The organism is Sphingobacterium sp. BS-2 (assembly GCF_046161205.1).
In the GTDB taxonomy this organism is placed as follows: Bacteria; Bacteroidota; Bacteroidia; order Sphingobacteriales; family Sphingobacteriaceae; genus Sphingobacterium; species Sphingobacterium mizutaii.
Genome location: NZ_JBIXGO010000021.1, coordinates 41359 through 59809 on the forward strand (window position 1 = coordinate 41359; position 18451 = coordinate 59809).

An 18451-nucleotide genomic window follows, 5' to 3' on the forward strand; every position below is an offset into this window, starting at 1 on the left:
GAGATTTGAGATTTGAGATATTGGAAAACCTAAAACCTCACATTTATTTTAAATATGGAGCCTTTTTGGCTCTCCTTGTTTTCCTTGTTTAAGCTTCTTTTGGAAACCGTAAATCATTTTTTGGATTTGAATCAATGAGATATAAATTCTTTCTGCATCTTCTTTAAAAATCATCCCTAGTTTAGACGCTATCAATACCTGCGTTAATAATTCAAAAGACGAACCCGCCGCTACTCCGAGGAAATGGTGAAATTCCTTATCAGAATTTCTCCCAGCTCCTTCTGCAATATTCGATGCTATTGAAACAGCAGATCTTTTAATTTGAGAAGATAAACCATACTTTTCATCTGAAGGAAATTTTGAGACTATTTTGTAAATCTCAGTAGATAATTCTATGGCTCTATGCCACACTTTAAGTTCCTCCAGTTTATGCATTTTGATATTCGGTTTCTATCTCAGATCTCATATCTCATATCTCAAATCCCTAAAGACTAATTACGCAAAGGTTTCCCCGTCGTCAACATCGCTTGAATTCTTTCTAGGGTTTTGCGGGTGGCGCAGAGCTCCAAGAAGGCTTTGCGTTCCATGTCTAGAAGGTATTGCTCGTCGACTTCGTTAGGAGCGGATAGGTCTCCGCCGCACATTACCCAACCTAGTTTTTCGGAAATCAGTTTGTCGTGTTCGGAGATGTAGTGTCCGGCTTCCATAGAGGATGCTCCTACGTATACTATTCCGAGACCTTGGTTTCCTAGTACTTTGATGTTTTTGCGATGTGCCGGTTGAACGTATCCTGCGTCGGCTAACTCAAGTGCTTTGGCTTTGGCATCAGCTAATAGGCGAGCACGGTTCATTGTGATGGCATATTTTCCTTCTTGTAAATAACCTAATTCGTAGGCTTCTACGGCTGAAGTCGATACTTTTGCCTGGCCAATGGTTAAGAAACGATCTTTCATAAAGTTTTGATCGATCTGATCAGGACGGTAATCATCGGATGCTCTTAGGGCAAATTCTTTGGATCCACCTCCACCTGGGATAACACCTACACCAAACTCAACCAAGCCCATGTATGTTTCGGCATGCAACTGTACAAAGTCGGCATGCATAGAGAACTCACATCCACCACCCAATGCTAATTGAAATGGTGCTGCAACTACTGGAATTGCCGAATATCTCAAGCGCATCGAAGTGTCTTGAAACATCTTAACGGCCATGTTCAACTCATCGTAATCCTGCTCAACAGCCATCATAAAGATCATACCGATATTGGCACCAGCCGAGAAGTTCTTGCCATCATTGGAAATAACTAAACCACGGTATTCCTTTTCCGCTAGATCAATTGCTTTATTCAAACCTTGGATGACATCACCTCCGATGGTGTTCATTTTGGTATGGAATTCACAGTTAATGATCCCATCGCCCAGGTCGATGATGGAAACTCCAGAGTTTTTCCAGATGGTCTTAGCTTCACGGATGTGGTCTAATACGATCAACTCTTCGGTTCCAGGGATTGGTTTGTAGGATTTGGAAGCAATATCATAATAATGACGAACTCCATTCTCTACTTTATAGAAACTATCAAATCCTGCATCTAACATATCTTTTACCCATTGAGCAACTTCACCAGACTGTCCAGGAAGACGTTTTTCTACTTTTTTGATCTTTTCTAGGGTTTCTTTAACACCTAGTGCATCCCATACCTCAAACGGACCGATTTCCCATCCGAATCCTGCGCGCATGGCATCATCGATACGGAAGAAATCATCCGTGATTTCAGGCACACGGTTGGATACATATTCAAACAAAGGATAATGCATCGCACGGAAAAGCTCCGCGGCTTTGTCTGTTCCCTGTTCGTAAACTTTCATGCGCTTACGGATATCTTCAACAGGTTTGGTTGCTTCCAAGGTTGAAGATTTAACTTTTTGTTGCGGACCATAAGTCAGGTCTTTCAAGTTAAGGGAAAGGATTTCAGAATTTCCTTTGTCATCCTTAACCTTTTCGTAGAACCCTTTTTTGGTCTTTTCGCCCAACCATTTGTTCTCAACCATTTTGCTGATGAACTCAGGAAGTACAAATACTCCTTTTGCTTCATCGTTAGGAGCATTTTGCTCCAGACCTTTAGCTACATTCACCAAGGTATCCAAACCAACCACATCCGCTGTACGGAAAGTTGCTGATTTAGGGTGCCCCATAGCTGGTCCGGTATATTTATCGACTTCCTCTACAGTAAGTCCTAATTTTTCGATTAGATGTGTTACGGCCAACATGGAGTAAACCCCGATCCTGTTGCCGATAAAGGCAGGCGTATCTTTACATAGTACTACGGTTTTACCTAGCATTTTATCTCCATAGGCTACCAAGAAGTCCACGACTTCTTTTTTGGTATCCTTGGTAGGGATAATCTCCAATAAAGGAAGGTAGCGCGGCGGATTGAAAAAGTGGGCACCACAGAAGTTCTCTTTGAAATCTTGAGAACGTCCTTCTTCCATCAGGTGGATCGGAATACCAGAAGTATTGGTTGTAATCAATGTTCCTGGTTTACGGAACTGCTCAACTTTATCAAAAACAGATTTTTTGATATCCAAACGCTCAACAACCACCTCGATTACCCAATCTGCCTGAGCAATCTTGCTCATATCATCATCAAAGTTTCCTGTTGAAATACGCGTAGCAAAGGATTTGCTATATAAAGGTGCAGGGTTTGACTTGATTGCCGTATCCAGAGATTGGTTCACAATACGATTTCGGACAGCAGGGCTTTCCAATGTTAAGCCTTTTGCTTCTTCTGCAGGCAACAGCTCTCTCGGAACAATGTCCAAAAGCAATACCTCTAAACCTATATTAGCAAAGTGGCAAGCAATTCGAGAACCCATTACTCCGGATCCCAATACAGCTACTTTTTTAATATTTCTATTCATATCACGTATATTTTCTAATTTCCTATGGTTCAATTTGTATTACTGGGGAGTAGTTTGTGGCTACTTCATTTATTTTCTTTAAAAACTTGACTAGTGTGGCTTTTTCTTTTTCTGAAAAAGATGTATTTAAATGTTCATTAAATTCTCTGACAACGTCCTTGGCAATCTTCCTTTTCTCTTGGCCCAACTCTGTGAGGTAGACCTTTACCGAACGTTTATCGGTATCACTGGTCTCTCTATATATAAAGCCAAGGGATTCCAAATTGTTTAATACGCGCGATAAGGAAGTGGTTTTGACACCGGTAGAGTTTGCTATCTGTGACACTGGCGTGCCTTCCTTATGGATATTGATCAAAATATAGCCAGCAGCTTGAGTGAAACCATGCTGAGAGGCGATTACATTGTACTTGTTGGCAACTGTTTGCCATGCCGTCTTTAAAAAATAGTCGATGGTATTGTCTTGGCTCATATTCGGGTTTTCTAACATTTATTATGCAAGCATAACAAATTTAAATTTTACAATTGATAAATCAAACTGTTTTGTGATTTTTTAATAAATACTTGACACAATTAGATTATAATAATTCACATTCGGTATTCTGGAACTAAAAATGATAAATGTTGATAACTTTTAAAAACTGTAACTCAAGGTATTACAAATATTACAAAACAGGTTATAAACACTTTTTACTCTTCAATATTATTATTACATTAACTTTGCATCAAACAAAAGAAACATGGCATTAGTAAATATTCCAAGATTAGACTTGACGCACTATACCGAGGGCAGTGCTGAACAACGCGAACAATTTGTTGCGGATATTGGCAAGGCATTCAACGAAACGGGATTCGTAACCATCGCCAACCATGGCCTATCGCATGAACTGATCGATGAGCTCTATAAAGTAGTGAAAGAATTCTTCGACCAACCTGCAGAAATCAAGGATAAATATGAATTTCCTGAACTAGCTGGACAGCGTGGCTATACTTCAAAAGGAAAAGAAAAAGCGAAAGACTCGAAAACTCCGGACTTGAAGGAGTTTTGGCAAAGAGGTCAAACGATCGTTGGTGAAGAGTATTCGAAAGTGGATTTCCCGGATAATCCTGAGGTGAGCGAACTACCAAGATTCAATGCTGTAACTGCGGAGATTTACAAAAAACTGGAAGATGCGGGCCGTAACTTGCTGAAAGCAATTGCGACTTACCTGGAATTACCTGAAGATTATTTCGAAAAATTCGTGATCAATGGTAACTCTATCTTACGTGCTATCCATTACTTCCCAATTGAGAACCCTGATGCAATTCCAGCGGATGCGGTGCGCGCAGGTGCTCATGAGGATATCAATTTGATTACCCTATTGATCGGTGCTAGCGCAGATGGTTTGGAGGTATTGACGAAAGATGGTGAGTGGTTTGCTATCAAAGCAAAAGGTGAAGATATCGTCGTGAATGTAGGTGACATGTTGCAGCGATTGACCAACAACAAATTAAAATCGACAACCCACCGTGTCGTAAACCCGCCAAGAGAGTTAATGAAAACTTCAAGATATTCAGTTCCATTCTTCTTGCATCCAAAATCAACCATGAGCTTGGCTTCATTGGATTCATGTATCGACGCAGAACATCCTAAAGCCTACGAAGACTATACAGCAGGCGAATATCTGGATGAGCGATTGAGAGAGATCGGACTTAAAATGTAAGGAGAGATATGAGTATTGAGATATGAGTATTGAGATAGAAAACTGTCAAACCTAATTAAGGATGGACATTTCTAATATCTCAAATCTCATATCTATTAATCTCTTCTAAAAAACCCTCACTCCTACTCCAACATTCATAAAGATATTGTGCATATTGAAACTGATGCTTTCGAAGCCAGTTTTCATAATGCTGTTGAAGCCATAGTCAAATTGTGCGGTCGCATAATAACGTTTTGCAAAGTCATATTTCCCTGCAACGCTCATTCCAACATCTACTTTCCTAATCTGGCTCTTGAAATCGTAAGCGGCATTTACGATTCCGACTCTTTCTCCAGTGGGCACTTCATCACGGATATAGCCATCAGTTGCCATTCCATAAAATTTGCGCTGTACAGCCATGGAAACATAGGGGCCAGCTTGGATTTAATTGATAGGTCGCCATTACAGGGATGGTGAAGTATAGGTTTTCTACATTGGTGGTGATATCGCCGTAGTAATAGCCTCTAACATTTTGAGAAGGATCTTCATCCGCATTAAATGTGGTTTTGTAGCCCTTAACGGTAGCCTCTGTTTTCATTCCTTTTCCTTCAAAGATCAGTCCTGAGCGATCGCCCCATTTATCATCGATGCCATAATCAACTTTCACTCCTACGAAGAAAGGCAAAGCAGGTTTGAAACCATTGATCTTGCGGATTTCTACGGGCAAGCCCAAAGGAGATGCCCCGCCAATCTTAGTTCCTAGCTCAGCATCTACTCTAAATTTCCCTAGCTCTAATGCTTGCGCATTTAGGTTCAAGGCAAAAAATAAACCTAATACACTCAATAGAGCGTATTTTATCTCGATTTTACTTAATCTCATTATCTTACGTTGATTTTCACTTCATCTACAATTAACTTACTTCCAACAGCTCCTTGGAAAATTGCTCCATTTTTGCTGGAAGAAAGCACTACGGCAATGCTATAACGGTATGCGTCGGCATCTCTTTGGCTATATTCTTTCTTGAATTCAAATGGGAGATCAAACTTCACCAAGCCATCACCTTTTGTTGCAGAAGTTTCCTTCAGTTGTGCAAGGGCGATGATATGCGGACTAGTCAACACATCTTTGTCGTTCAACCAAGTTCTTCCTGCATCCACTTTATCATTTGCAGTAGCTTGCATTAAGGCAACACGATCAAATAATACCGCATAGATATCGCATTCATCAGTTACATTCACTTCTTTGCCATTCATGTCAATCACTTTCTTACCAGGCTCATATTTATAATAACCTGTCATAGAAACCGGGATCTTATTAAATGGAAGACCAAAACGGGTTTGGATATCAATGATACTTTTCGTGAACATGGAACCAATAAACAAGTTACCGGCTGCTATAGGTCTCTTAACCAACGAACCCAAGAAACCAGTAGATTTAGTTTCCAAATAAGCGGCGTATTTACCTGATTGCACATATTTTGCATCATCGGTGGCTTGTGTTGAGTAAGATTTTTCAGTAGGATTCGAACCAGCGGTCAAGGCAAAACCCGAGTTTCCCGAAGCCCAAAGTTCTTGCTGGATACCTTCGACATCCTCATAGAAATAAATCCACTTCTTCTGCTCATCATGCTTGAATAGTTCAAAATCGAACTTTTCAGGAACCTAAGACTCCAATAAGGTCACGGAATACTGTTTTGTGTACTGTCCATCTTCCGATGTAACCTCATAAAATACAGGGGCAGAAAAATCTAGGACAGAGCCTGCAGCAGGTTGAGAAGTAGCGCCAGGCGTTAAGTCAAAATCAAGAGCGAATTCCTTTAGATCCACTTTTCAAGGTTTGACATAGATTACAACATTTCTGTTGTTGATGATAGGTTTGACATTAATCAAACTATCGGCGATAGAAACCTGAGTAATATCAGCTTCCATGTTTTTCGCCTCGTCTTTAATACAGCTTGAAATAAAGAACACGCCCCCCCATAGGGCCTAAATAAATTTTGATTGCGGCATGTTTTTAACTTACGTATAGTAGATATTCAAATGGGTAGATATCCAAATGATTGGAAAAGATAGAATTATTTGACCCGTTTCGATTATTTCCGCCAACTATATTACCGTTTGATTCATCTTTTTTACATTAAAAACATGATTCATCATTTCATTCCATAGGTTCATCACAAAAATTTAGGGGCAATCAAATTCTTCAATATTATTGTGTTAGGAATAAACAAAGGCAGAAAATTGAAAAGCTATGATGTTTTATTATCTAATCCGATTATTGACCAGCATATTTGAAATGAACTACCAAAACCAGGCACCTGAGGCACCCTTTCATCCCATTGAATCCTATTTCAATTTACAGGAAGAGTATCCTCAAGGAATCATTCAACTTATAGATCCCAATCTGGAAATCTTGCCAAATCAGCAGCATGAGTTTCTCAATTTTCCGATTCTTTCGGTCAATTATTCTCAAGAAAAAACCTCTTTAGGCTAATACTATTTTCTTTTTTATAATTTTATAATTCGATTATGAATGTAAGCAGCACTAAATCCAACCATAAAATGACCTTCAGGAGATTCATTACTGAATTCCTCTTTGTTATCGGGATGTCTATAGTATTCTTTATAATCTCACTTACCATACACAGACATTTGGCCATTTTATTCCTTTACGCTCCATTTGGCTACCTGATCTATGCTTTGAACAACTTTTCCTTATTGGAGCTATTGGTCAAAAAGAAGATCACTAAAGTGGAGTATGTATTGATAAGCATATTAAGTGCAATCCTTATTTTCATCCCATTCCTGATCCTCGTGCAACTTATTCATGGTCGCTACAGCGACAAGATCCTGTTTGTTGGGGCTTTATTTGCCTCAGTAGTGATTTTGGCGACTTATCTCTACTTTTTTCGATATCGAGCTGACAAAAAGACCATCGACTACCTGCGAAAAGACTTGGGCAAGACCGCAGCAGAATACAAATTGATGCAATCACAGGTTAACCCTCATTTTCTGTTCAATGTAATGAATAGCATCTATGGGATAGCTTTGCAGGAAAATGCTAGCCGTACTGCCGACTCCGTGCAACGACTGAGCCAAATGATGCGCTTTCTGATCTTCGAAAACCAACAGGATCAAATCCCCCTTTCTCGCGATTTGAGTTACCTGAAAGAATATATCGCGATCCAAAGCCTTAGGACGGAGAATGTCCCTAACGTCAAGATTGAGCAGGATATCATTGACAGCCTGGACAGTCTGTATATTGCCCCCATGCTCCTGATCCCCTTTGTGGAAAATGCTTTCAAGCATGGCATCAGTATGAGTAAACCTTCCTGGATCAAGGTCAATGCGGATGTCGTTGATGGCCAATTGAAGTTCTCCGTTTACAATAGCATCCACAAAAGTACAGGGACCGACCTGGAAAGGACTAAATCCGGAATAGGATTAGAAAATGTAAAGTCCAGATTGGACCTAACCTATCCAGACCACTATATGCTTGTGATGGAACAAAACCAACAAGAGTATTTTGTGTTTCTGACGATTGACCTCGATGAAGTCCCACATTCGGAAATAGCCTCCAAAATCAACGAAAATGATTAAAGCCATTGCCATAGATGATGAACCAATTGCACTAGATATCATTAGAAGATATGCCGATCAGATTCCGTACCTGAATTTAGAAAAGCAATTCTTGAATGGTCTAGAGGCTAAAGAATACCTACAACAAAATGAGGTGCAATTGTTGTTCTTGGATGTACGTATGCCCGACATCAACGGAATCGACCTTTTCAAAGGCTTAGAAGAAAAACCACTTGTGATTTTCTCTACTGCCTATTCAGAATATGCCCTATCTGGATTTGAGCTGGAGGCCTTAGATTATCTACTGAAGCCCTATACCTTCGATCGCTTTGAAAAGGCAGTGGTAAGGGCAAAAGAGCTTTTGGAACTGAAGGGCGTCATCGACAATAACCCGACCTTATTTGTCAAGGATGGGTACCAAATGATAAAGATTGATTTGAAGGAAGTTTTGGCGCTTCAAGCCGTTGGAAATTATATTAGGTTTATTCTGGAAGGTCGTGAGGTATTGGCAAGGATGACCATTAAGGAGTTTTTATCCGAATGGGCTGATGATTCCTTTTTACAGGTCCATCGATCTTACATCATCAACATGAACAAGATCAATAAACTCGACCGTCATTCTATCTGGATAGAAGACAGGGAGATTCCAATTGGCGGAAGTTATCTTGAAGAAGTAAAGGAAAAGTTCAGGCTTTAGCAATCAATCACGCCAATTTTTCGCGATCTTTCTTAGGCAATCCTTGTACGATTAGCTCATAACTATGGTCGATAAGTTCAAATAGTTTTTGGTCATTCAGTTGCCTGTTTGCATGTACCGTATTCCAATGTTTTTTATTCATATGATAACCAGGTAAAACCGTATGTTCGTATTTCTCCCTTAATTCAACCGCATACTCAGGATCACACTTCACATTGAAACTAAGTTGATCTACTTGATCCAATCCCACCAGAAGAAAGACCTTCCCCAGAACCTTAAAAACCAAAGTATCCGGTCCAAATGGAGTTTCCTCTGTGCTTTCCCTTTTCGCAATGCAATAATCCCTAAGCTCTTCGATGTTCATGGGTAGTAGTATTTAGTATTTAGTATTTAATATTAAATATTTAGTATTTAGATATAACAAAATAATGATTTATATCCATATTTATCCATCCCCAAGGTCTAAATACTAAATACTTCCTACTAGATACTAAAAAAGGAGTTGACCATTTCCAGGCAACTCCTTTTTTAATATAAGGGGGTAAACTTAATGTTTTATTTAACCTCTTCGAAATCTACGTCTTGCACGTCATCAGCGCCACCACCTTGGTTTCCGCCATTGTTTGCTTGACCAGCATCACCTTGAGCTTGTTGTTGACCAGCTCCTTGTTGCGATGCAGCGTACATTTCTTCAGATGCAGCACTCCATGCAGCATTCAATTCAGTAGATGCAGTTTCGATTTCTGCGAAGTTTTTGTCAGCATGTGCTTTTTTCAACTTCTCAAGACCAGATTCGATAGGTGCTTTTTTATCTGCAGAGATTTTATCGCCATATTCTTTCAATTGTTTTTCAGTTGAGAAGATCAAGGCATCAGCAGAGTTCAATTTATCTACTTCCTCTTTTACTTTTTTATCCGCTTCTGCATTTGCTTCAGCTTCTTGTTTCATTTTCTTAACCTCTTCGTCAGAAAGACCTGAAGAAGCCTCGATACGAATGTTTTGCTCTTTACCAGTAGCCTTGTCGATTGCTGATACTTTGATGATACCATTAGCATCGATGTCGAATACTACTTCAATTTGAGGGATTCCACGAGGTGCAGGAGGAATGTCTGTCAATTGGAAACGTCCTAAAGTACGGTTCTGAGCAGCCATTGGTCTTTCACCTTGTAATACATGGATCTCAACAGATGGTTGATTGTCTGACGCGGTAGAGAATACTTCTGATTTACGAGTAGGGATAGTTGTGTTGGCCTCAATCAATTTGGTCATTACACCACCCATAGTTTCAATACCCAAAGAAAGTGGAGTTACATCTAATAACAACACGTCTTTTACTTCACCAGTCAATACCCCACCTTGGATTGCAGCACCTAATGCTACTACCTCATCTGGGTTAACACCTTTTGAAGGTTCTTTTCCAAAGAATTTCTTAACAGCATCTTGGATTGCTGGGATACGAGTTGAACCACCTACTAGGATTACTTCGTCGATATCAGAAGTATTGAATCCTGCATTTTTCAATGCTGTACGGCAAGGTTCGATAGTGCGTTCGATAAGTGGACCTACTAAGCTTTCAAATTTAGCACGTGATAAAGAACGAACTAAGTGCTTAGGACCAGATCCATCTGCAGTGATATATGGTAAGTTGATCTCTGTAGAAGTAGTGCTTGACAACTCGATTTTCGCTTTCTCAGCAGCATCTTTCAAACGTTGCAATGCCATTGGGTCTTTTCTCAAGTCCAATCCACCGTTTTCGTCTGCAAACTCATCAGCTAACCAGTTAATGATTGCGTTATCAAAGTCGTCACCACCTAAGTGCGTATCACCATCAGTAGATTTTACTTCAAATACACCATCACCTAATTCCAATACTGAAACGTCATGGGTACCACCACCACAGTCAAAAACAACGATTTTCATGTCTCTGTCTGCTTTCTCAAGTCCATACGCTAATGCTGCTGCTGTAGGCTCGTTGATGATACGTTCTACTTTCAAACCTGCAATCTCACCAGCTTCTTTAGTAGCTTGACGTTGTGCGTCATTAAAATAAGCAGGTACAGTAATTACTGCACGAGAAACTTCTTGTCCTAAGTAATCCTCTGCAGTTTTCTTCATTTTCTGAAGAATCATTGCTGAGATTTCTTGAGGAGTATATTTACGGTCGCCAATTTCAACACGTGGAGTATCATTGTCGCCTTTTACTACTTTATAAGGAACTTTATCGATTTCGTCTTTAGCCTCATTATATGTAACCCCCATGAAACGTTTGATCGAGTAGATCGTGTTCTGTGGATTTGTGATGGCTTGACGTTTTGCTGGATCACCAACCTTGCGTTCCCCGCCTGCTACGAATGCAACAACTGAAGGAGTTGTACGCTTGCCTTCGTTGTTTGCAATAACTACCGGCTCATTACCTTCCATTACGGCTACACATGAGTTGGTAGTTCCTAAGTCGATTCCTATAATTTTTGACATATCTTGTTGTGTTTTCTTTAATGTTTAATGATTACTTATTCTTTATTAACAACGCTTATGCCAAACGGTTTTATCTGCCTTTGTCATTCCAAAGTCGGAAAAATCTGCAAGGAATTGTCATTTGAGCGTGACATTCTGTCATTTTTTCTCAAATATTGGAAATATATGTATTTTTGGAAAAATTAATCCAACATGACTTTTGACGAATACCAGAGTTACTTCGAGGATATCTTAAACAATACCGAAAAACACGAAGCATACTCATCTAACCCTGACTATTTAAGTTACTCTAAACTCAATTGGTCCAGAATGAACAGATGGTTGAAAAAATTTGAACCATCAGCAGAAATGAAAGTATGCATTGAAAACATCAAAGATCCACAACACTGGATCTTAATCACTGAACCTTGGTGTGGGGATGCAGCACACTCCGTAGCTCAGATCTATAAAATCGTAAAGGACAATCCTTTTATTGACTTAGATATCCAGCTTCGCGATACTGAACCTTATTTAATCGACGATTACTTGACCAACGGCGGAAAATCCATTCCAAAATTGATCATCCGTAATGATGTAGGGCATGATAAAGTGGTTTGGGGGCCACGTCCAGATGCACTTCAAGAAATCTTCGAAACGCAAAAAGCTGAAGGTAAATCGATGGAGGAAATCAAAGAAAATATCCAAAGATGGTACAACGAAGATAAAGGCGTTGAAATCCAAAAAGAATTGACAAAATTATTGTCTGAATAAAAAAAAGCTGCGTTTGCAGCTTTTTTTTATTCAGACAAGACCAATCCAACCTTAATCCCTATAGTGCCTCAAAATCCCTTTATCAAAGACAGTCCACAGACCTGAAGGCATTCCCGACTTTTTCAAAGCAGCATTCGTCCAAGTATTACAAGAATAAAATAAACTATAGGCTCCCTTCGCTTCATAAAAAGCATCATCAGGGCCATATTGCGCATCCGTCTCAATCAAAATAGGTTTTCCATCTTTGCCCAAATCGAGCGAATTCAACACATAAGTTTTTAAGATTTTGTATTGATTACTATCGATCTGAACCTTATAACACAGATCATCTTCAACCATATTCTTATAATAAGTGACGTGCAGAGCAGTCTCTCCAATCCCTAATCCTGCTACCAAGGCCGTCTTTAAGGTCAAATCCTTCCATTCCGGTGTATTCAGATAAAAACCCTTATCTCCCCAACCTATTGAAACGAATTGTTGGTTCATGTCCTTGCCCTTACTGTTTTCAATGGGGAATACTTCCGTCCAGTCTTGTAATTCATTCCGAATAGGGAGAACAATATCGGTATGCACATCATTGGAAAGCACATAGACTGTAATATCCTTCTTCTCACCTTTACCATCCGCATTACTTGCAGGAATCCTGGATAAGATATAATCCGAAGCAAAGTAAAGACCTGCAAACACGATTAATCCAATAAAAACATAGAGAAGGCTCATCATAACTTTCTTCATCATAGATCGATTAAAGAAATAAAGATATCAATATTGTGGAAAAACAAATGGCAGGACGAAGCCTGCCATTCCATATATTTTTAAAACTTGGTCTTAAAATAATTTCTGAGGGTATTCACCGTCAGCAACCAATTTCGAGATACTCTCTTGTACGATTGGCTTATCTTCCATATAGGTTACACCAAACCATTTCGAAGATGTCGGGATTACCTTAAAGTCCGCTTGTCCCTTTTTAACCATATAATCAGGAACAGAAGGGATAAAGAATTCTGATTTAGGATTATCGCCATTCTCTTCCACAAACTTAGGGAACATCTCCATCGCTACATCAAAGATCTTAGGCGTGAATCCCCAGAAGTTCATCGATACACGAGCATCAGCTGGCAATTCATTTTTCACACCGTTTTCCTCGAATACAATTTTCTTGTCGCCATCAGCACCATCATAATAGATATTCGTTCTTTCAGTAACCGAAGCCATATGGCCTTCCGGAGTTACCTCACATACACCACGAGAAACATATCCATAGTCAGACATGGTATTACCCAATGCAAACCCCATCAAAGACATGTGCTTATCATCAGCTTCATTGGTTAGGAAATCAGCCATTTTCTTGAAAGCGTCATAACCATAAAAGTCATCCGCATTGATTACACAGAAAGGTCCATCAACCTCATCTTTTGCACTCATTACAGCGTGGGCAGTACCCCAAGGTTTAGCACGTTCAATATCTTTATCAATTCCGAATTTTCTCAAGTTAAAATCTTGGAAAGCATACGCTACGTCGATTTTACCGGCAAGCTTGGCGTCAAATTTCTCACGCATCACGGCTTCAAATTCTTCACGGATAATGAAAACTACTTTTCCAAAACCGGCACGGATCGCATCAAAAATGGAATAATCTATAATTGTTTCTCCATGTGGACCAAAACCATCCACTTGTTTTAATGAACCGTAACGGCTAGCCATTCCCGCTGCTAGAACCACCAAAGTTGGTTTTCCCATAATGTAAATTTTTGTTTAGTACTCGTTTTTCGTTTGCAAATATAATGTTTTATATATTATCTCTTTTTGAAGATAGAGTTAAGGATTCCATTGGCAATTTTGCCTAATAATTTGGCTCCTTCTCTCGCCAAGGTCCTGCTCGCTTGGGTCTGGGCCGCTTCTAAAGGTGTTTGCCTTCTTGATCCAGACGACCTCGTTTTCCCTGCAGCTTTCTCCGCTTCTTTTTTCGCCTCCTCAGCCTCTTTCTTTGCTTCAAAAGTCTTCATGCGCTCTTCGATGATTTCCGAGGCAGTCTGTCTTTCCACGCGTTCTTGATATTTCGATCGGTAATCCGAACTCTGAACCAATTCCTCATACAGCTGCGGGCTACATGGCCCCATCACCGCCCTTGCAGGCACTAAATGCGTAGCAACCACTTCTGTTGGGATCCCCTTATCATTCAAGACGGTCACCAAAGCCTGTCCTGTTCCTAATGAAGTCAAAACCTTATCGATCTCATAAAATTCAGAGGTAGGATAGGTCTTAACCGTTTTCCTCAGGTTGTCGGCATCATTCGGGGTAAATGCTCGCAAAGCATGTTGCACCCTATTTCCCAATTGCCCTAATACGGACTCAGGAATATCGGTGGCAGCCTGTGTACAGAAAAACACCCCTACGCCTTTTGATCGGATCAAACGAACGATTTGTTCAATCTGGGTTAAGAAAGCTTTCGATGCTCCACTAAACAATAAGTGTGCCTCATCAAAGAAAAACACCAATTTAGGTTTATCTAAATCACCAACTTCTGGAAGTTTCTTGAATAATTGGGCCAAGAGGCTCAATAAAAAAGTTGAAAATAATAAGGGTTGGTCTTGAATATCAGAAATGTTCAATAAGGTAATCACCCCTTTACCATCCACTTTTCCAAACAGGTCCTGTATATCAAATTCCTTTTCTCCGAAGATATGGGCCAATCCCTGCTGTTCGATGGCCACGATCTTTCTCAAAATCGTATTGGCACTCGCAGTGGATATCTTACCATAGTCATTCTTGATTTCCTCCGCACCAGGCCCATCAGACAGGTAGCTCAACAATTTCTTGAGGTCTGGAAAATCGACGATAGGCAATTGGGTATCATCGGCATATTTGAAGATGGCACTCAACACACCGGCTTGGGTATCGTTCAGGTCCAAGATACGTGCAAGGAGTACGGGACCAAAATCCTCCACCGTAACACGCATTGGAGCACCTAAGTTTCCTGAAAGAGAAAACAATTCTATCGGGAAACTCGCAGGTTCAAAGGGAATCCCAACAGCATTTCCACGTTCGATCAAGGCATCATTGGTTTTGCCAGGTTCTGCTAAACCGGACAAGTCACCCTTGACATCCAACATAAAAACAGGGACACCAGCATCTGAGAGCTGTTCAGCCGTCAATTGCAAGGTCCGCGTCTTACCAGTACCCGTTGCACCAGCGATCAGGCCATGGCGGTTCATCATCTTTAAGGCTAAGTTAACCCTGGCCTCTGTTACAATCTCCCCATTCAGGATACCAGAACCTAATTGTATAAATGGCCCCTTTGGATTATAAGAGGCAATTATTCTTTCAATAAACTGTTCTTTCATAAGTTATAGCATTAAAACGCTAATTGAATTAATAAATAAAGATATAATTATTCAAATTAAGATTTTCAACAAAATTATGTTAACACAATATTAAGGATTCAGATTAAAGAGGCGACTTTTGTAATTTTTTCATAATAAAATTTCAAAAAAGAAACTATTTTAAAATTTAATTTTATTTTTGTTGCAGAAATGATTACTAAGAATCACATGTTTACAAAAGCATATAGAATATTGGCGGCAAAACTTTGCTTCTTTATCTTCTTCACGAAGATGCTGATTTCTATTACGCCTATGTTTGTGGATGTACTGGATAAAGGTACGGTCTTACAAGTAGTCATGCAGCTTGAAATAGAAAACACCGCAAAAGGTACTAACAGCAACAATGAAGACCTGCACGAGACAGGTATCAAGATCTTTAGACCAGGTGATATCGATTTCATGCTTTTCAACCCAACCGTAGAAAATAGCGCTGGTATTAAACACTACCTGAAAAACGAAAAGAGTATCTGTGCCTACCATGCCTCCGTACCCACACCACCTCCTAATTGTTAATTCAATATCCTAAGGGTATACCCTATTCTGACCTCATTGGATCGACGTCTTAATAGGTATACTGAATCAAATTAACATTTATTGAATTAAAAATTTAAAACGTAGGTTTATGTTTGGTACACGTACGTCCGCTTTTTTGAAATTATCAAAAAGGGACTTAAAATATGATTTCCCAGCTAGTATTGTAGTATTTTTAGTGGCTTTGCCATTATGTCTGGGAATCGCAATGGCGTCTGGAGCGCCTCTATTTGCCGGTATTTTGACCGGTATCATCGGTGGTATTGTTGTAGCATCGATTTCAGGATCACCCTTATCGGTGAGTGGTCCAGCAGCAGGATTAACAGTTATTGTTTTAGGTGCCATTGAACAATTAGGCGCTTATGAAACCTTTATTTTGGCCGTACTTATTGCAGGTGCCATCCAATTGGTCCTGGGAATCATCAAGGCAGGTATGATCGGAAACTACTTCCCGTCCTCTGTTATCCTAGGTATGTTGGCCGCAATCGGTATCACCATTATATTGAAACAAATACCTTTAGCATTCGGACTTTCGGAAACAAATGCATTCGATTTTGAAAATGGTGGCGGAATTACTGCCTTTACAAACACAGTGATCTCAAATGTCAATTGGGGTGCCACCATTATTTGTTTCCTTTCCTTGGCCGTATTGATTTTCTGGCCAAGCATCAAGAAGTTAAACAAGATCCCTGCACCACTTATCGTAGTATTACTAGGTGTTGGATTAGGTTTTGCTTTCCAAGGAACTTCATTTGCCTTGACTCAAGGACATTTCGTGAATATCCCGGTGGTATCTTCCTTCGCTGAATTCCAAGGACTTTTCATTTTCCCGGATTTCACCCAGATCTTCAATAAAGAGGTTTGGATTGTAGCCTTTACCATTGCGATCATCGCCAGTTTGGAAACATTGCTGAGCATTGAGGCTATCGATAAACTGGATCCATTGAAACGTAATTCCCCAACTAACCGCGAGCTGATCGCTCAAGGTATTGGTAATATAACAAGTGGTTTCTTGGGTGGTCTACCTATGACTTCGGTTATCGTGCGTTCATCAGCAAATGCAAACGCAGGTGCTAAGACCAGACAATCAGCAATCTTGCATGGTCTATGGTTATTGGTAGCTTTGTTGGCTATCCCTAGCATCATCAACTTGATCCCTTTGGCAGGTTTGGCAGCTATTCTATTGCACACAGGTTATAAATTAGCAAAACCAGCCTTGTTCAAGCAGATGTTGGTAAAAGGCTTGGATCAATTTATTCCATTTGTTGTTACGGTCGTTGCCGTTGTATTCACCGATCTATTGACAGGGGTAGGTATTGGTATCCTAGTGGCTACTTTCTATATCCTACGTGCAAACATGCACAATGCATACCACCTGAACATTAAATCAACAGATCATTCTGACAATGAAACTGCTGTCATCACTTTGGCAGAAGAGGTAACCTTCTTGAATAAAGCACCTATTCAACAAAAACTTTACAATCTTCCAAAGAGCGTAAAATCTATCATCATTGATGGTCAAAAAAGTAAGTTTATTGACAAGGATGTCATTGATGTCATCAAAGATTTCGAGCAAAATGCCATCAGCAAAGGCTTGGAAATCGAGCTGAACGATGTTACCTATAAAAGGAATGGCATCGCGAAAAAACAAAAACTTAAAAAAGTAGTTTAATTAATTTAAAATAATTGCAGAAACTTGTAAGGTCTTTCATTAGACCTTACAAATAAATAAAATCACATAATAATGGGACAAAAAGAATTAGAAACAGGATTTACTCAGATTTTAGAAGGAAACAAAGACTGGATGGACTTCGTAGCGAAGGACTCATCAGGTAGGTTTCAACAACTTTCTAAAGGCCAAAGTCCAGAAATCTTATGGATTGGATGCGCTGATAGCCGTGTTCCTGCGAATGAATTGACGGGAAAGAAACCCGGTGAAGTATTTGTACACCGTAATATTGCAAACATGTGTGTCCATTCAGACATGAGCATGTTAGCTGTATTAGACTATGCGGTCAATGTATTGAAAGTAAAACACATCATCGTTGCTGGCCACTATGGCTGTGGTGGTGTTGCCGCATCATTGAGTTCTCAACAATACGGTATTATCGACAACTGGTTGTGCCATATCAAGGATGTATACCGCCTGCATGCTTCAGAGATTGATTCTATTCAAGACCCTGAAGAAAAGGCAAACAAATTGGTAGAATTGAACGTAAAAGAGCAAGTGTTCAACTTGACTTCTACGTCGATCGTCCAAAATGCATGGAAAAATGGTGCTGACTTAGCAATCCATGGCATGGTGATCAATATCGGAACCGGTCAATTGATCGACCTGAATACGACATTTACCAACAACGAAGGTATGGGTACTGTTTTCGCGTATGTATAATATGCCCCTAGGACTATTACCATAGATTAGAAAAAGCCCTTTAACAG

19 protein-coding genes and 1 pseudogene are annotated in these 18451 nt (G+C 39.8%); 8 read left to right on the plus strand and 12 right to left on the minus strand.

All coding sequences use genetic code 11. The features are described from left to right. Positions 1–48: 48 nt before the first annotated feature. Genes ACK2WI_RS16345 through ACK2WI_RS16355 form a run of 3 tightly spaced genes read right to left on the minus strand, consistent with a single transcriptional unit; the run spans position 49 to position 3387 of the window. Complete coding sequence (locus tag ACK2WI_RS16345; RefSeq protein ID WP_409151600.1) at positions 49–435, minus strand: four helix bundle protein; 387 nt, start codon at positions 433–435, stop codon at positions 49–51. A 56-nt stretch (positions 436–491) separates the two neighbouring features. Beyond that, positions 492–2918: a 3-hydroxyacyl-CoA dehydrogenase NAD-binding domain-containing protein gene (locus ACK2WI_RS16350; RefSeq protein ID WP_409151601.1), complete on the minus strand. Its 2427-nt coding sequence runs from the start codon at positions 2916–2918 to the stop codon at positions 492–494. A 22-nt stretch (positions 2919–2940) separates the two neighbouring features. Beyond that, on the minus strand, positions 2941–3387 hold the full coding sequence (locus ACK2WI_RS16355; protein ID WP_093101528.1) for a MarR family winged helix-turn-helix transcriptional regulator: 447 nt from the start codon (positions 3385–3387) through the stop codon (positions 2941–2943). Between the two features lie 268 nt (positions 3388–3655). On the opposite strand from ACK2WI_RS16355, the gene ACK2WI_RS16360 reads away from it, so the two are divergent. Next, entirely contained in the window at positions 3656–4618 is a 963-nt protein-coding gene (locus tag ACK2WI_RS16360; protein ID WP_409151602.1) for an isopenicillin N synthase family dioxygenase, read from the plus strand. Positions 4619–4723: 105 nt separating this feature from the next. On the opposite strand, the gene ACK2WI_RS16365 is transcribed toward ACK2WI_RS16360, so the two are convergent. The 4 genes and pseudogenes from ACK2WI_RS16365 to ACK2WI_RS16380 form a co-directional block, all read right to left on the minus strand. Further along, positions 4724–4990, minus strand: a complete 267-nt coding sequence (locus ACK2WI_RS16365) for a hypothetical protein (RefSeq protein WP_409151603.1) — start codon at positions 4988–4990, stop codon at positions 4724–4726. Beyond that, positions 4980–5477, minus strand: coding sequence for an outer membrane beta-barrel protein (locus tag ACK2WI_RS16370; protein WP_409151604.1), 498 nt, complete (start codon positions 5475–5477; stop codon positions 4980–4982). Before ACK2WI_RS16370 ends, ACK2WI_RS16365 begins: the two co-directional genes overlap by 11 nt. Continuing rightward, positions 5477–6232 (minus strand): annotated as a pseudogene (locus ACK2WI_RS16375) (PCMD domain-containing protein); the annotation flags it as partial. The pseudogene ACK2WI_RS16375 and the gene ACK2WI_RS16370, both read right to left, overlap by 1 nt. Before the next feature lie 27 nt (positions 6233–6259). After that, on the minus strand, positions 6260–6424 hold the full coding sequence (locus ACK2WI_RS16380; protein ID WP_409151605.1) for a hypothetical protein: 165 nt from the start codon (positions 6422–6424) through the stop codon (positions 6260–6262). 424 nt (positions 6425–6848) lie between these two features. Here ACK2WI_RS16380 and ACK2WI_RS16385 point away from each other — a divergent pair, with 424 nt between their 5' ends. Genes ACK2WI_RS16385 through ACK2WI_RS16395 form a run of 3 tightly spaced genes read left to right on the plus strand, consistent with a single transcriptional unit; the run spans position 6849 to position 8873 of the window. Continuing rightward, positions 6849–7091, plus strand: coding sequence for a hypothetical protein (locus tag ACK2WI_RS16385; protein WP_409151606.1), 243 nt, complete (start codon positions 6849–6851; stop codon positions 7089–7091). A gap of 35 nt (positions 7092–7126) precedes the next feature. Beyond that, the gene (locus ACK2WI_RS16390; RefSeq protein ID WP_409151607.1) at positions 7127–8197 is read left to right on the plus strand and encodes a sensor histidine kinase; all 1071 of its coding nucleotides are present in this window, start codon (positions 7127–7129) and stop codon (positions 8195–8197) included. Next, a complete protein-coding gene (locus tag ACK2WI_RS16395) occupies positions 8190–8873 on the plus strand; it encodes a LytR/AlgR family response regulator transcription factor (RefSeq protein ID WP_409151608.1) in 684 nt (227 codons plus the stop codon). The genes ACK2WI_RS16390 and ACK2WI_RS16395 overlap by 8 nt, the downstream gene beginning before the upstream one ends. Before the next feature lie 7 nt (positions 8874–8880). Here ACK2WI_RS16395 and ACK2WI_RS16400 read toward each other — a convergent pair whose 3' ends face one another. Together ACK2WI_RS16400 and dnaK are read right to left on the minus strand one after the other, a co-directional pair. Further along, positions 8881–9237 (minus strand): MmcQ/YjbR family DNA-binding protein, encoded by a 357-nt coding sequence (locus ACK2WI_RS16400; protein WP_093101522.1) that lies wholly within the window; start codon positions 9235–9237, stop codon positions 8881–8883. A gap of 191 nt (positions 9238–9428) precedes the next feature. Further along, positions 9429–11348, minus strand: coding sequence for a molecular chaperone DnaK (gene dnaK / locus ACK2WI_RS16405; protein WP_409151609.1), 1920 nt, complete (start codon positions 11346–11348; stop codon positions 9429–9431). A gap of 192 nt (positions 11349–11540) precedes the next feature. Between dnaK and ACK2WI_RS16410 the strand changes: the two genes are divergently transcribed. Then, on the plus strand, positions 11541–12098 hold the full coding sequence (locus tag ACK2WI_RS16410) for a thioredoxin family protein (RefSeq protein ID WP_093101525.1): 558 nt from the start codon (positions 11541–11543) through the stop codon (positions 12096–12098). A gap of 51 nt (positions 12099–12149) precedes the next feature. Here ACK2WI_RS16410 and ACK2WI_RS16415 read toward each other — a convergent pair whose 3' ends face one another. The 3 genes from ACK2WI_RS16415 to ACK2WI_RS16425 all read right to left on the minus strand — a co-directional run bounded on the left by ACK2WI_RS16415 (position 12150) and on the right by ACK2WI_RS16425 (position 15442). Further along, entirely contained in the window at positions 12150–12836 is a 687-nt protein-coding gene (locus ACK2WI_RS16415) for a TIGR02117 family protein (protein ID WP_409151610.1), read from the minus strand. 90 nt (positions 12837–12926) lie between these two features. After that, on the minus strand, positions 12927–13838 hold the full coding sequence (locus ACK2WI_RS16420) for an NDP-sugar synthase (RefSeq protein ID WP_409151611.1): 912 nt from the start codon (positions 13836–13838) through the stop codon (positions 12927–12929). A 56-nt stretch (positions 13839–13894) separates the two neighbouring features. Next, positions 13895–15442 carry a helicase HerA-like domain-containing protein gene (locus ACK2WI_RS16425; protein WP_409151612.1) on the minus strand — a complete coding sequence of 516 codons (1548 nt, stop codon included), beginning with the start codon at positions 15440–15442 and terminating at the stop codon, positions 13895–13897. Positions 15443–15649: 207 nt separating this feature from the next. Here ACK2WI_RS16425 and ACK2WI_RS16430 point away from each other — a divergent pair, with 207 nt between their 5' ends. The 3 genes from ACK2WI_RS16430 (at position 15650) to ACK2WI_RS16440 (ending at position 18404) form a co-directional block, all read left to right on the plus strand. Then, entirely contained in the window at positions 15650–15994 is a 345-nt protein-coding gene (locus ACK2WI_RS16430; protein WP_237219504.1) for a hypothetical protein, read from the plus strand. A 109-nt stretch (positions 15995–16103) separates the two neighbouring features. Next, positions 16104–17684: a SulP family inorganic anion transporter gene (locus ACK2WI_RS16435; RefSeq protein ID WP_409151613.1), complete on the plus strand. Its 1581-nt coding sequence runs from the start codon at positions 16104–16106 to the stop codon at positions 17682–17684. Between the two features lie 72 nt (positions 17685–17756). Continuing rightward, positions 17757–18404, plus strand: coding sequence for a carbonic anhydrase (locus ACK2WI_RS16440; RefSeq protein WP_093101021.1), 648 nt, complete (start codon positions 17757–17759; stop codon positions 18402–18404). Positions 18405–18451 lie beyond the last annotated feature (47 nt).

Coding starts and splice junctions, on each gene's coding strand:
- ACK2WI_RS16345 (WP_409151600.1), bottom strand. CDS start 435: ATGCATAAACTGGAGGAACTTAAAGTGTGGCATAGAGCCATAGAATTA.
- ACK2WI_RS16350 (WP_409151601.1), bottom strand. CDS start 2,918: ATGAATAGAAATATTAAAAAAGTAGCTGTATTGGGATCCGGAGTAATG.
- ACK2WI_RS16355 (WP_093101528.1), bottom strand. CDS start 3,387: ATGAGCCAAGACAATACCATCGACTATTTTTTAAAGACGGCATGGCAA.
- ACK2WI_RS16360 (WP_409151602.1), top strand. CDS start 3,656: ATGGCATTAGTAAATATTCCAAGATTAGACTTGACGCACTATACCGAG.
- ACK2WI_RS16365 (WP_409151603.1), bottom strand. CDS start 4,990: ATGGCAACTGATGGCTATATCCGTGATGAAGTGCCCACTGGAGAAAGA.
- ACK2WI_RS16370 (WP_409151604.1), bottom strand. CDS start 5,477: ATGAGATTAAGTAAAATCGAGATAAAATACGCTCTATTGAGTGTATTA.
- ACK2WI_RS16385 (WP_409151606.1), top strand. CDS start 6,849: ATGATGTTTTATTATCTAATCCGATTATTGACCAGCATATTTGAAATG.
- ACK2WI_RS16390 (WP_409151607.1), top strand. CDS start 7,127: ATGAATGTAAGCAGCACTAAATCCAACCATAAAATGACCTTCAGGAGA.
- ACK2WI_RS16395 (WP_409151608.1), top strand. CDS start 8,190: ATGATTAAAGCCATTGCCATAGATGATGAACCAATTGCACTAGATATC.
- ACK2WI_RS16400 (WP_093101522.1), bottom strand. CDS start 9,237: ATGAACATCGAAGAGCTTAGGGATTATTGCATTGCGAAAAGGGAAAGC.
- dnaK (WP_409151609.1), bottom strand. CDS start 11,348: ATGTCAAAAATTATAGGAATCGACTTAGGAACTACCAACTCATGTGTA.
- ACK2WI_RS16410 (WP_093101525.1), top strand. CDS start 11,541: ATGACTTTTGACGAATACCAGAGTTACTTCGAGGATATCTTAAACAAT.
- ACK2WI_RS16415 (WP_409151610.1), bottom strand. CDS start 12,836: ATGATGAAGAAAGTTATGATGAGCCTTCTCTATGTTTTTATTGGATTA.
- ACK2WI_RS16420 (WP_409151611.1), bottom strand. CDS start 13,838: ATGGGAAAACCAACTTTGGTGGTTCTAGCAGCGGGAATGGCTAGCCGT.
- ACK2WI_RS16425 (WP_409151612.1), bottom strand. CDS start 15,442: ATGAAAGAACAGTTTATTGAAAGAATAATTGCCTCTTATAATCCAAAG.
- ACK2WI_RS16430 (WP_237219504.1), top strand. CDS start 15,650: ATGTTTACAAAAGCATATAGAATATTGGCGGCAAAACTTTGCTTCTTT.
- ACK2WI_RS16435 (WP_409151613.1), top strand. CDS start 16,104: ATGTTTGGTACACGTACGTCCGCTTTTTTGAAATTATCAAAAAGGGAC.
- ACK2WI_RS16440 (WP_093101021.1), top strand. CDS start 17,757: ATGGGACAAAAAGAATTAGAAACAGGATTTACTCAGATTTTAGAAGGA.